Source organism: Neobacillus novalis NBRC 102450, assembly GCF_001591805.1.
Lineage (GTDB): Bacteria > Bacillota > Bacilli > Bacillales > Cytobacillaceae > Neobacillus > Neobacillus novalis.
Window position 1 is genome coordinate 1 of sequence record NZ_BCVP01000034.1, and the last position, 12,890, is coordinate 12,890.

11 protein-coding genes are annotated in these 12,890 nt (G+C 45.4%); 7 read left to right on the forward strand and 4 right to left on the reverse strand.

Features of this window, described 5'->3' with window-relative positions:
- The first annotated feature begins 154 nt into the window (after positions 1-154).
- Positions 155-280 carry a hypothetical protein gene (locus BANVL01_RS28650; protein ID WP_268874959.1) on the forward strand — a complete coding sequence of 42 codons (126 nt, stop codon included), beginning with the start codon at positions 155-157 and terminating at the stop codon, positions 278-280.
- Positions 281-311: 31 nt separating this feature from the next.
- Here the strand turns inward: BANVL01_RS28650 and BANVL01_RS21320 are convergent, their stop codons facing one another.
- A complete protein-coding gene (locus BANVL01_RS21320) occupies positions 312-659 on the reverse strand; it encodes a DUF805 domain-containing protein (RefSeq protein WP_066093681.1) in 348 nt (115 codons plus the stop codon).
- A 467-nt stretch (positions 660-1,126) separates the two neighbouring features.
- On the opposite strand from BANVL01_RS21320, the gene BANVL01_RS21325 reads away from it, so the two are divergent.
- Complete coding sequence (locus BANVL01_RS21325) at positions 1,127-2,749, forward strand: SWIM zinc finger family protein (RefSeq protein ID WP_066093684.1); 1,623 nt, start codon at positions 1,127-1,129, stop codon at positions 2,747-2,749.
- Between the two features lie 482 nt (positions 2,750-3,231).
- Positions 3,232-6,351: a DEAD/DEAH box helicase gene (locus BANVL01_RS21330; protein ID WP_066093687.1), complete on the forward strand. Its 3,120-nt coding sequence runs from the start codon at positions 3,232-3,234 to the stop codon at positions 6,349-6,351.
- A gap of 270 nt (positions 6,352-6,621) precedes the next feature.
- Here BANVL01_RS21330 and BANVL01_RS21335 read toward each other — a convergent pair whose 3' ends face one another.
- The 3 genes from BANVL01_RS21335 to BANVL01_RS21345 form a co-directional block, all read right to left on the reverse strand.
- The gene (locus BANVL01_RS21335; protein ID WP_066093689.1) at positions 6,622-7,746 is read right to left on the reverse strand and encodes a 3D domain-containing protein; all 1,125 of its coding nucleotides are present in this window, start codon (positions 7,744-7,746) and stop codon (positions 6,622-6,624) included.
- A gap of 204 nt (positions 7,747-7,950) precedes the next feature.
- Positions 7,951-8,805 (reverse strand): Rpn family recombination-promoting nuclease/putative transposase, encoded by an 855-nt coding sequence (locus BANVL01_RS21340; RefSeq protein ID WP_066093694.1) that lies wholly within the window; start codon positions 8,803-8,805, stop codon positions 7,951-7,953.
- 42 nt (positions 8,806-8,847) lie between these two features.
- The gene (locus tag BANVL01_RS21345; RefSeq protein ID WP_066093697.1) at positions 8,848-9,258 is read right to left on the reverse strand and encodes a hypothetical protein; all 411 of its coding nucleotides are present in this window, start codon (positions 9,256-9,258) and stop codon (positions 8,848-8,850) included.
- Between the two features lie 260 nt (positions 9,259-9,518).
- Between BANVL01_RS21345 and BANVL01_RS21350 the strand changes: the two genes are divergently transcribed.
- The 4 genes from BANVL01_RS21350 (at position 9,519) to BANVL01_RS21365 (ending at position 12,669) form a co-directional block, all read left to right on the forward strand.
- Positions 9,519-9,995 (forward strand): helix-turn-helix domain-containing protein, encoded by a 477-nt coding sequence (locus BANVL01_RS21350; RefSeq protein WP_066148055.1) that lies wholly within the window; start codon positions 9,519-9,521, stop codon positions 9,993-9,995.
- Between the two features lie 322 nt (positions 9,996-10,317).
- Complete coding sequence (locus BANVL01_RS21355) at positions 10,318-11,061, forward strand: transporter substrate-binding domain-containing protein (protein ID WP_235845689.1); 744 nt, start codon at positions 10,318-10,320, stop codon at positions 11,059-11,061.
- A gap of 183 nt (positions 11,062-11,244) precedes the next feature.
- Positions 11,245-11,892 (forward strand): amino acid ABC transporter permease, encoded by a 648-nt coding sequence (locus BANVL01_RS21360; RefSeq protein WP_066093707.1) that lies wholly within the window; start codon positions 11,245-11,247, stop codon positions 11,890-11,892.
- A 39-nt stretch (positions 11,893-11,931) separates the two neighbouring features.
- The gene (locus tag BANVL01_RS21365; RefSeq protein WP_066093710.1) at positions 11,932-12,669 is read left to right on the forward strand and encodes an amino acid ABC transporter ATP-binding protein; all 738 of its coding nucleotides are present in this window, start codon (positions 11,932-11,934) and stop codon (positions 12,667-12,669) included.
- Positions 12,670-12,890: the final 221 nt, after the last annotated feature.

Consider the following 12,890-nt stretch of genomic DNA (forward strand, 5'->3'; position numbering starts at 1 on the left):
AGCTGGACAATTTTCAAAGTCAAAAATTTCTTATCTTTTAATTGCTTAAGCCAGTCTTCGATTAAAGAAGACTGGTTTTTTTTATTTTACGTGATTAAAAGAGTGCTAGATTGGTAATAATACTAGTAGTACATAAATCGAGGAGGAATGAAGAATGGAGGAAAATAAATTGTTATTATCAGAATTTGCTAATGAGGATGGCTTCGACCTGAACACATACCTAACCCATTTGTTTGATTATTTGTCTCGGGACACGGGGACAGGCACTGCCTCCCACTAAAAGTGGGACAGGGTGCCTGTCCCCTTGTCACTTAGCTCAAAGCCTTTGGATTTGGGCCGTATTGGTTATCACCCGGCTGGCTATCGGTACAGGTAAAGACAAGCAGGACGATGTTGCCAAAGGGAACAAAGCCAATTAACATCCACCAGCCGCTTCTTCCGGTATCGTGGAGTCTGCGAACGGTAACAGCTAAAGATGGTAAGATAATAGCCAAAAAATAGATGAAAACGAGTATTACTAATGAATCTGAAGCTCCCATCAAAGCGACAAGAATAATGGAAATAATAGAATTAACAAGATAAAACATCCAATATTCCTGACGCCTTGCTCTCCCTTCAAACCCGACGTAATTCTGCATAACCTTCAAATACCACTGCATAAAAAAAAATCCCCCTGAAAAATAAAATAATGCCTTACATTTTATAACTTTTTTAGTATAGCACCTGCAATTTAAGCTGTATATTGGAAATTTTTTAAAAAATTACTCTTTGGGACATAAGGACAGGCTCCTCTTCCCATGCGTGGAACCCCTTTTTTATCTATTTTGATAGTAAACTAATTCTTCAATGTTTTGGCTTTTTCCTTCTTTCTGAACCTCCCCCTCCTCTAATAGCGGTTTTTTGGGTATAATAATGGAATATGGATTTTTTTAACGTGTTTACCGTTTTATTAATGAAAGTTATTTTTCAATAGAGGGGCTGCGGTCGTGATGGAGCAGCCTTCGGGATATATATTTTAAAAAAAAGGGGGCTCTGGCCTCCGCGTTTAGGATGTTTATTTTTCAAAAAAAGAGGCTCTAGCCTTCGCGTTTACGGTATTTATTTTTCAAAAAAGGGGGCTGCGGCTTTGGAGGCGACACAACAGATACTAAGCCTGGCCGATGAGCTTGGCCAATTATTGCATCCGAATACGGTCGAGGATGCGAAGCTTGTGCAAAAGGGCTTGATGCTGTACCGGCAAGGGCTGGTTACACAATTACATATTTCCGATGAAGCGGCGACGGCGACGGTGCAGGATGTGACGCCGGTCAAGGTTCGGCTTGATTTCACCTTTCTGGCGGTGAGCGAGTGCTCGTGCCCGACGGAGGGTCTATGCCGTCATCAGATGGCGGTGTTTTTTAGTGCTTATGCCCGGTCTGGGGCGGGCAGCGTCGGCGATTGGGTGACCGGTTGGCGCGAGCCGATTCGTGAGCAGACGGCTGCTGCGGGCTGGGGGATGCAGACGGCGAAGGATTTGATCAAGGCGAACGGTGTCTTGAAGCCGGATTACAGCCGCTGGGTCCATTCGTTTGAGGTGAGTTTTGATACGCTTCTTGCTACGAAAAAGTACACGAGCGCTTTTGTCATTCCGGAGCTGTTCGGGATTTACGAGCGCCGAATTCATGCCAGTGCCCCTGTGCAGAAGGAATGGCGCCTGTTGTATGAGCTTGTCGGGATTGTTGTGTCGTTTCGGAAGCTGGCGGTGCTGAGTGAGCAGCTCGAACACAACGAGGATGTGGTCAAACGGGCCTATCTACATTTGTTCCATAATATGATGGATGATGCCGAGGAACTTGCTCAAAAAATTGGTGTGCAGACGACGCCGTTTGCCTTTGATGAGTTTATCGAGAAATTAAAGGATGATGCCATCGAATTGCTGACGGCAGCGAGCGGGCTTGAGTATGAACGGATTTTTTTGTACCGCATGTTGTGGGTTCATTTTTTCAAAAAAAAACCTTGGCGGGAAGAGGAATTAGAGAGGATTCGCTTGCGCGGCAAGGAGCTCCAGGATTGGGAGAATCCGGCGCCGTTGGCGGTAGCGACGATTCATTTGAATCTTTTGCTGAAGCATGATGAGCTGGCTTTGAAATTGATGGCGCAAATTAACGATGACATGTTCACGCCTTATTTGGTTTATTGGATTGATTATTTGAGTCAGCGGAAGGCTTGGAAGCGGGCCGGGCCGCTGATTGAGGTATTTGTGCACAGGGTTAAGGGGTATTTAGAGCATTTGGGTGCCTATCATAGCTGTGCTGCGTTTTCGCGCAATGCGCTTCGGTCGATTATGGCGTACTGCGTGGAAAATGACCGGGTGGATTTGTATGAACGGGCGATGCTTGCGATGCTTCCCTATAGTTTTGCCGATTATGAGTATTTGCTGTTCGAACGAGGACAGTACGACCGCTGGGGCGAGCTTCAGGCGCTGGCGGGTTTCGATTATTACGATTTGCCGAAGGACCGGGTGAAGCTTGTCGAGAAGGAGCGGCCCGAGGTGCTGCTGGCGATGCTCCATCAGACCGCCCAGCGCGAGATTGATCAGAAGAATCGCGCCAGCTACCGATTAGCGGTCAGGCATTTGAAAAAACTGCGGACGCTATACAAGAAGCTAAAACGCGTCGACGACTGGCAATACTTCATCGATCAACTACTCGAACGGACAAAACGGCTCCGGGCCTTCCACGAAGAATGCAGGCGGAGCAAGCTGATTTAGCCCGGTGGGGGTGGTGTCAGGCACCGCTCGTGGACATTTGTCCGCGTGGGGTGGACACTTTGGTGGAATTATGACGATTCGCAAATAAAATGGTGTGATTCGCAAATAAAACAGGTCAATTCGCAAATAAGACGGCACGATTCGCAAATAAAGCAGGTTTTTTCGCAAATAAGAATTGAATTAAACTGAAATATAGCGAATACGTGTAATTTTACACCCTATTTGTGATATTTTTGGAGAGGAATTGTGGTTTATTACCACATTCTTTACGAGAAAAGCCTTTTTTATAGTTTTGCCTATTTTTATAGGTGTTTTGTCTATTTATTACGGAGTTTTGTCTATTTTAATAAAGGTTTTGTCTATTTTTATAGAGGTTTTGTCTATTCTCAGAGGGGTTTTGTCTAATTAGACATTTTCTGGGTATCCAAACGGCTCTTATGCCATTATACGTCCCTTCCCCACTAAAAGGAGTACGCTGTACGATGCTGAATACAAGGTTTTTGAAATTGCTGACAACAAAATTAGGAGATGGCCGCTTTCTGCTTACGGCCCAAGACGGACATGGCCATTTTCGGGCTCCGTCGATGTGGAAGAACCTCGTTTTTAGCAGCCATGCCGAGAGCTTCTTCGGGACAGTGCTTGAGACGGAGACAGTTGCCGGCGTTGAAGGGGTCGTGGTCAGCGGCTGGCAGCTGGTCTCGCTTTTTGCCAAAGAGTCGTTTAATCGCTTCATCGAATGGGACTGGAATGAGGAGTCCGAGATTTGTCTCGCCTCCTCCCTCGCCCTTTATGAAGGCATTTTGGAGAAAGACTGGCTCCCTGACTTTTCGGTGTGGGAGCACGGCGAATTCCGCTGGAAGCTGCCGGAGCGGGTTAAAGATGAATTTGATCCGTCCTTTTGGGAGCAGGAAATTGCCGATGTGAAGACGGCCCAATCCGAGGACGAACCTGACGGGCCGAACCAGCCAGACACGGCTTTCGATTATCTCTCCGATTTGTACAATAGCGCCCTTGACGCTTATCTAACCCGGAATTCCGCGATGAAGGAACTGTTCGGACCGAAGCTCGACTTATTGAAAAAGCAGAACATTTCCGGCGGCGAGCTGGCCCGTTATTTTGATGAGGAAAGCTGGCTCGAGTGGGTCGGCATTAAGGAAAGCGACACTCCGTTTACCATTGGGCTCCGGTTAGATGAACCGATTGATGGTGAAGGCGCGTGGACACTGGATGTTTTTTTGCGTGGTAAAAAAAATGTCGATGAGATTTATGATATTGATGGTGCCGCCAAGATTCCTGCGAAGTGGCGCCCATTTTTGGAGGGTGTTGACCGCGAGCAGGCTCGCTGGGTACGGCTGATTCCGTGGCTCGGTGAGGACCAAGGGGATATCGTGGATATGGCCGAGGCCGATTTGGCCGGCACCGCAGCAAAGGACCGACTGAAAACCCATCTTACCGAGGAAGAAGCGTGGATGTTTCTAACCGAGGCCAGTGAAACGTTTGTGGCTCTGGACATTGAAATCCTCCTTCCTTCTTGGTGGCAGGCGATGAAAAATGCCAATTTGAAGGTGAAGGCGTCGCTGAAAGGATCGTCCAGCCACCGTCCGTCGTTCGTTGGTCTGCAGGCGATGCTCGATTTTAACTGGCGTTTTTCAATGAATGGTGTTGACTTGTCCGAGGATGAGTTCGGCAAGCTGGTTGAGGAAAAGCGACGGCTTGTTTATATCCGTGGCCGCTGGGTCAAGCTGGATCCACAGTTCATCCGCCAAATTCAGGATTTGATGAAGCGGGCAGAGAAGGAAGGCCTTCATGTTCGCGATTTGCTCGAGCAGGAGCTAGCGGAACCGACTGGTGCGGAAGATGAGCTCGAAAATCCCAAGGCATTTGCAAAAATTCAAATCGAATTGAACCGCCAATGGAAGCAGATGGTCAAGCAGCTTTCGGAAGTGCACGAAATTCCGTTAGTGGACGTACCTTCGGGGCTGAACGGTGAGCTTCGTCCCTATCAGCATCTTGGCATGAGCTGGCTCTGGTTCTTGCGCCAGTACGGCTTCGGCGCCTGCCTCGCTGATGACATGGGTCTCGGAAAAACCGTTCAGCTCATCTCCTATTTGTTGAAGGTGAAGGAAGTGGTTGGGGATGAATTGGCGGTGGCGCCTAATGCCCAAAATGGCCGCAACGTCGCGGTGGTGCCTGACACCCCCAAGAGTCGCACTGAAGGCGGCGATGCCTTGGTGCCCAACACCCGAAACGACCGCAACGTCGCGGTGGTGCCTGACACCCCTCCTGCCAAAACCCGGCGTAAAAAGGAGGCTGAGGCTGACCCTGCCAAGGTTCCGACGAAGGCGGCGCTGATTATCTGCCCGACTTCGGTGCTCGGGAACTGGCAGAAGGAGTTGGAGCGCTTTGCTCCAGAGATGCAGGTGTATTTGCATTACGGTTCGAACCGGCTGAAGGAAGAAGCTTTTTCCGAAAAGGTTCAAGCTGCTGATGTCGTTCTGACTTCCTATGGGTTGAGCCACCTTGACGCAGCCGAATTCGAGTCGATGATTTGGAGTTCAATCGCGATTGACGAGGCGCAAAACATCAAGAACGCGCAGACGAAACAATCGAAGGCGGTTCGCAGACTGCGCGGCCTCCATCACATCGCACTGTCCGGAACGCCGATGGAAAACCGCTTATCTGAGCTGTGGTCGATTTTTGATTTTACCAATCACGGTTATCTTGGGAGCTTAGGGCAATTCCAGAAAAAGTTCGTTATCCCGATTGAAAAAGAAGAGAAAAAAGAAAAAGTGCAGCAGCTCCAAGCTTTGATTCGGCCATTTTTGCTGCGCCGCACGAAAAAGGATGAAGAGGTTGCACTCAATCTTCCAGATAAACTGGAGCAAAAAGAATACTGCCCACTCACCGCTGAGCAGGCATCGTTGTACGAGCAGCTCATCCACGATACGTTTGCTGAAATTGAAAAACTGTCTGGTTTCGAGCGCAAGGGGTTAATTTTACAAATGCTTAGCCGCTTGAAACAGCTATGTAACCACCCTGCGCTTTATTTGAAGGAGAAATCGGCGGGGCGTGAGCTTCTCGATCGCTCTAATAAAATGGAGAAGCTTGTCGAGCTGATTGGCTCTGTTTTGGACCAGGGTGAGAGCTGTCTGATTTTTACGCAATATATTGAAATGGGCGAAATGATCCGCGCCACGTTGAAGAAGAAGTTTGGCGTAGAAGTGCCGTTCTTGAATGGCAGTGTGCCGAAGACGCAGCGGGATACGATGATTGAGCGTTTCCAGAACGGCGAGTTTCCGGTATTCCTGCTGTCCTTGAAGGCGGGCGGAACTGGGCTGAACTTGACAGCTGCGAATCACGTCATCCACTACGACCGCTGGTGGAATCCGGCTGTCGAGAACCAAGCAACCGACCGGGCTTACCGGATTGGCCAATCCAGGTTCGTTCACGTGCACAAGCTGATATGCACCGGAACGCTCGAAGAGAAAATTGACGCCATGCTTGAAAAGAAACAACACCTCAACGACCAAATCATCACCAGCGAAAACTGGATCACCGAACTATCGACAGACCAGTTGAAGGATTTGGTGTACTTGGGGTGAGGGTGAGGGTGTCAGTGAGGGTGTCAGGCACCATTTTCCTAATAGTGGAAATTGGTGTCAGGCACCGCTCGTGGACATTTGTCCGCCTGGGGTGGACAGTGGTGTCAGGTCCCATCCTCCTGATGACTCTATCCCCCTGAAAACAAAAAGAAATCCAACAGCTTTTGCAGCTGTTGGATTTCTTTTTGTTTATGGCTTTATTTGTCCGTGTTCTATTTGATTGACTAGTACAAAATTGGCATTTCCACAGTCAGCCTTGCGGGCGGGCTGCTATTCCAAAACAACAATTTTCACTGTTTTTCTGCCCCATTGCAGCGCTTGTGCTGTCGTTGGCAGTAACACGTCGATTTTATGGCCCTTGATGGCACCGCCGGTATCACCAGCAACAGCCACGCCGTAACCTTCCACCCAAACTTTACTTCCTAGTGGAATAACTCTTGGATCGACGGCAATCAATTTCATATTTGGGTTGGCTTTAATATCGTAGCCGGCAGCAGTAATATGATAAGAATCCTCAGGTGTGTAGGCTGTGGCAGTCACGTACATTTCCTTGCCTTTTATTGCGATGCCCACATTGCTTTGTGCTGAAGAGGTGGACGAGCCTGAACGTGAAGCTGCTCGAGCACTTGCCTCCGCTTGTTCTCTAGCAATCTTTCCTTGGATATCTTTCATCTGCGATTCAATGCCTGCCTTTTCTTGTTCGGCAAGGGCTGCCTGCTGAGCGATTTGATTGTATTTATCCTGCATCGCAGTCAAGGCTTCCTGTCTTTTTTGCAGATTTTGATCAAGCTCGGCCTGCTGTTTAGCAAGATCCTTTTGTTGATCCTCTAAAACTTGCTCCTGCTTATCTATCTCTTTTTTATCTTGTTCAATTTTTTGAAGATCTTCCTTCTGTGCTGTTAAAATGCTTTTGTCTGCATCCATTAATTCCGATGCTGCACTCGCACGCTGAATGAAATCTGAAATACTATTAGACTCAAAGAATAGGTTAATCATAAGATTAACACTATTATTTTGCTGCATGGCGACTGCCCGCTGCTTCATAATCCCTTTACGGCCAAGGATTTTGTCCTCGAGCTCGACAATCTCTTCTTTTTTCTTTTCGATGAGTTGGTTCGTTTCGTCTATTTTCCCCTGAGTGGCTGCCAGGGCTTCTTTGTTCTTTGTAATATAACTATATAGTGATTCTAATTCTTGCTGTATTTTTTGGATCTCTTTATTAACAACCTGCTTTTCTTGTTCCTTTTGCTCTACGATTTTTTGTTGGTCGTCAAGCGCCTGCTTGGCGTTATGTAGGGCTTCCTTACTTGTTTGTGCATATGTATTTGCAGTACCTGATACACATAACAGGGTTGTAAGTAACACGAGAATTATACGCTTAAACGTCATTTGCATACTCTTTCCCCTTTCCTTAGTACTATAGTTATATCAGAACAATATGCCAGTTATGTTACAAAAATATTAAAAGAGTATCACATTTTGTCTTATAACAGGAGAAAGCGGCACTTCTGTGTCATATTTGTGTCATTTTCGAGGGGGGAGATGGAAAAAGGTTCCGGATGTGATTCCGGAACCTTTTTTATGCTGCCTTCTGCGGTGTCAGGCACCACTATCATTTTTTTCAAGCATTTGTTTTAATTCTTCAACGGTATAAGGCGTATGCTTTGCAGCCTTATATAAAGGCATGCCGGTCGCTAAGAGGCTTTTCACTACTTTTATGATCCCAGTCTCCATGCCCTCTACTATCCCACACTCCCGCGCATCATCCAGCCTGCTCCGTTCATCGGAGAGGGCTTTTTCTCGCAGCTCGTATTCTCTTCTCGTATCGGGGTCGGCACTTAATCTGAGTAATTTTTCTTCAGCTTTATTTAGAATTACGTCCATGCTTGTAACCTCCCTCAATAAATTTTCCGATATATCTTCTGTTAAAAATAGTAGCCATCGGTGGAGCGGAATATTCAAATCATAGGTAATTTCCTCGAATTTTGGAAACTCAATAAAATGTATTTCTAATAAATCCGTTAAAATACTTTTGGAGTGTGCCTCCTGTAGTTTATAAATAGAATGGAAATGCTCATACCTTAATTCCGCCATTTTAAATCCAAGAATATTGATTGTTACAGTTTTTTTGAGCGAATTGTAGTGACTCCCCGCCTCAAATCCTTCTACAAAAAGTTTTGACCAATAAAAAAGTGTCCGTGGAACCATGTTTTTCTGATTAATCAGTTGAACTTCAATATTTATTTTTTCACCTGTGCTCGTTTTTGCTTTAATATCTAAAATACCTAATTTTCCTTCTATAAATAATCTTTTCAGTTTTTCATTTTCTATCGTTAAATTCACAATATCTGCTTGAATTATTGCATTTAGTAGACCCATTAATAATTCTCGATCGTTTTCATCTCCAAATAATTTCTTAAATAAGAAGTCATTCAACGGGTTTAGGCGATCCATGGTTTCCTCCTTTTATTTTACCATATAATTCCCTTTTAATCTCTACTCGTCCTCTAATTCCTTGCCAACCAGCAAAACACGTTCCTTCTTCTTTTTCCTTGGTATCATATTTGGTTCCGGTAATAGTTTTAAAAAAGTGACCTTGTTTCCTTCCTTAAAGGCGAAATTAGAAATTACCTCCAAAGCATCTTCATCGGTCGGATTCTTGTCGCCTGCTAAAAGCTGTAGTGACATATTGTGGTATATGAATTGGATGTCTTCATCACAGAAATAGATAGAAAGATTTTTCTTACCATCAATGGGGATGGACTGATAGGAAGTATTCTTAGTTGTGTGGGTTGACTGTTTTGAAAGACAGATTGCATCGCTAAAACCGGGTTTACTCTTAAGCTGCAATTCTTTATTACGTTTTTTTTCACCAATAAATATTAATGAATGCTGAATTTCCTCCATGCAAAAGGACCTCCCAATATTACAAATACTTACATCATTATTTATTATTCGACGATAATTTACATTTTCCTGCAATTGGGGTTTTTAGAAATTCCCATTTCCTTCGTGTTCGCCCCCGTTGTGCACCATTTCTACAATTGCACTTGCGCATTTTATGCACATTCGGACCTTAGCCGCTAATTTTCCCGTTAAGTTAAAATTAAAGAAAACTCGTCGACTGGCGAGCCCGTTAGGGCGAAGACAGAGACGTAGTTGCACTTATGCCTGATTGGAAAGCTATACTTTCCTATCGGCCAAGAAATGTTTTAACGGCGGTGATAACGATGTCTTTTGCAGTAAAATTGAGGAATCTTCGCGATAATCAAAACTGGTTGCAGAAAACGCTTGCCAAGATGATGAATTTGCATCGGTCTAAAATTAGTCGCATTGAAACAGGAAAAGTTATTCCTGACTATCAAACACTCGTTAAATTTGCGGAAGTTTTTAAAATTGAAAAAGACTATTTGGTCATGGAACTGGATCAACAGAACCGCAAACCTGAGAATAAGGGATACTTAGCGAAAGAAAGCTTAGAGGACCCTGAACTGGTGATGATATCCCAGCTTCTTGAAAAAGAACCAGAGTTAAAAAAGATCCTAGTCGAGCTTCATTTAATGGCGCCAAAACGGAGAGCCTTCTACGCAGACCAAGTCATAAGCCTAATCAAAGTAAACGAACGCCACTTAGACAAAATGTAGCTGGCAGGGATGGTGCCTGACACCTTATGGTAAAAATAGACAAGTCCAATTCACTTTGCTGAGTTGGACTTTTTTTATCAATTTTTAGCGAAACCTAGGGAATTTGGAGCATATGGGACAAACTTAGCGGATTTATAAGCATTTGGGAGGCCATTTGCCCAAATCATCGGATAGCAAAGATAGGCCTGTATTTTCCCCTCTTTTGACCATTTTAAGAATATTCAAAATATATGATAAGCTTAAGTGTGTTACTTAAAAATGAAAAAGAGGGGGAGTTTTTCAAGTGAAATTTCTAGCGAAAGGGATGTTAGTGCTGACTTTGATGTTTTCGCTTGCGGCCTGCGGGAGCGACAAAACATCGACGGATGGAATGAATTTGGTTGATGGCGGCAAGTTTACCTTCGCTGCTTCCGGTGAGTTCAAACCATTTAGTTATGTGGACAAGGATGGAAACATGCTTGGTTTTGATATTGATGTTGCCGAGGCCGTTGCCAAGGAACTTGGCCTCAAGCCGGTCCAGAAAAAATTTAAGTTCGGCGGAATTGTGGAAGGGGTTAAATCGGGGCGCTTTGATGCGGCCGTCGCCAGCCACACCATCACAGAGGAACGCTTAAAAGCGGTAAATTTCTCCACACCATACTACTACTCAGGACCGCAGATCTTTGTCCGGCCCGACAGCACATTTAAAACCCTCGATGACCTAAAAGGTAAAGAAATTGCCGTATCAAAAGGCTCCACTTATGCAGAAATAGCCGCAAAAATTACCGATAAGATTATTTTGCTCGACAGTGATGTCACCGCACTCGAGGCCTTGAGCAAAGGAAAGCATGATGCTGTTATCACTGATTTCGTCACAGGGAAAGAAGCGATTGGCGCCGGAATGAAGATTGCCGGAAAAGAGCTGCTCGGACGCAGTGAACAGGCAATTGCCGTTTCCAAGAAAAACGACAAGCTTCTGAAAGAAATTAATAAAGCGCTCGAAAAACTCCGTGAAAATGGCATCTTAACGGAAATCAGCAAAAAGTACATCGGCGAAGATATTACGAAAGATCCGGAAAAGGAATAACTGTTTCAATGGAGGAAACATAGTATCCGTTGTTCCAGAAGGAATAGCTGCTGCAGCGAATGTACTTAATGATGCATTCGCTCTACTTTTCCTCCCTGCAATCTTTTTTTTATAAATATTAAATGAATTTCCACCAGTAAATCTTAGCTAGACCCCCTACTCCCCAGGAAAGGAGTGAAAGCCTTGGAATGGCTCAATAAATTTATCGATTCCTATCCGGTTTTTCTGAAAGGAATGCTGCTGACGTTTGAACTGACAGCGGTCGCCATTTTTATCGGCATTTTTATTGGTTTATTTTTTGCCTTTTTAAAAATATCAAAAATCAAGATTCTCGAGTGGATTGCCGATTTGTATATCTTTCTGATTCGCGGGACGCCGCTGATTGTCCAGATTTTCGTTTTCTACTATGGCTTGACTTTATTAAACATTTCGCAATTTACGGCGGTGGTGCTGGGGCTTGCCTTCCATAACGGCGCCTATATTGCTGAGATTTTCCGCGGCGCCATCCAATCGATTGACCGCGGGCAGATGGAAGCAGGCCGCTCATTGGGAATGAACTTGAAACTGACGTATCGGAGAATTATCCTGCCTCAGGCGCTCCGCCGGGCGATGGCGCCCCTCGGAAATCAGTTCATCATCGCCCTGAAGGACTCTTCGCTTGCCGCATTCATCGGCATGTACGAGCTCTTTAACGTCGCAACAACCTACGGCTCCAATTCGTTCGATTACATGACCTACCTATTAATTGTTGCCGTTTATTATCTAATCCTTGTGTTTATTTTTTCCATCCTTTTACGTTACATCGAAAACCGCATGGCTATCAGCGACTAGCCTTACCAATAAGAACTTTTAAAAAAGGAGGGATGTCCAATGGCTGATTCCATTATGGTAAAGGTTGAAACGCTCAATAAATCATTTGGTGATCTTCATGTTTTAAAGGATATCGATATGACCGTGAAGGATCGGGAGGTCGTTTGTTTAATCGGGGCCAGCGGTTCGGGTAAAAGTACGCTCTTACGGTGCCTTAATTTCCTCGAGGTCAAGGATAGCGGCACGATTTTTATTGGCGGTGAGAAAGTGGAGGAAGCTACCCATGACCTTAACCAGGTCCGGACAAGGGTCGGCATGGTATTCCAGCACTTTCAGCTTTTTCCGCACATGACCGTCATTGAGAATATTATCGAGGCGCCCGTTCATGTGAAAAAAATCCCCAAAGACCAGGCGGTTAAAGAAGCAAAGGAGCTGCTCGCGAAAGTCGGCCTCAGCGACAAGGAGACCGTCTATCCCGGCAAGCTGTCCGGCGGCCAAAAGCAGCGGGTTGCCATCGCCCGGGCGCTTGCGATGAAACCTGATGTCATGCTGTTCGATGAGCCCACTTCCGCCCTTGACCCTGAGCTAGTCGGCGAGGTGCTTGCCACCATGAAAAAGCTCGCCTTAGAGGGAATGACGATGGTCGTCGTTACCCATGAAATGGGCTTTGCCAGGGAAGTTGGCGACTGGGTTGTCTATATGCACGATGGCCGGATTGTCGAGGCTGGGCCTCCCGAAAAATTGTTTGGCAGCCCCACCGAGCAGCGGACAAAGGATTTTTTGGATTCTGTTTTGTAAATATCCATCAAAGAAGCATCAGATAAATGTAAAGGTGAACATCGAGGAAGCCGCTGACACGAGTTCAGCGGCTTTTTTTTTAGGCTCTGTTATAACTGAATGTTGATTTCACTGTGCTTGAAAAATAAACGGCAAAATTCCGTTTAAATTGGGAAATACCGATATTTCCTTAAAAATAAAGGAAGTTTTTCCGTTTATTTTATCCAAATCGTTGGATTTTT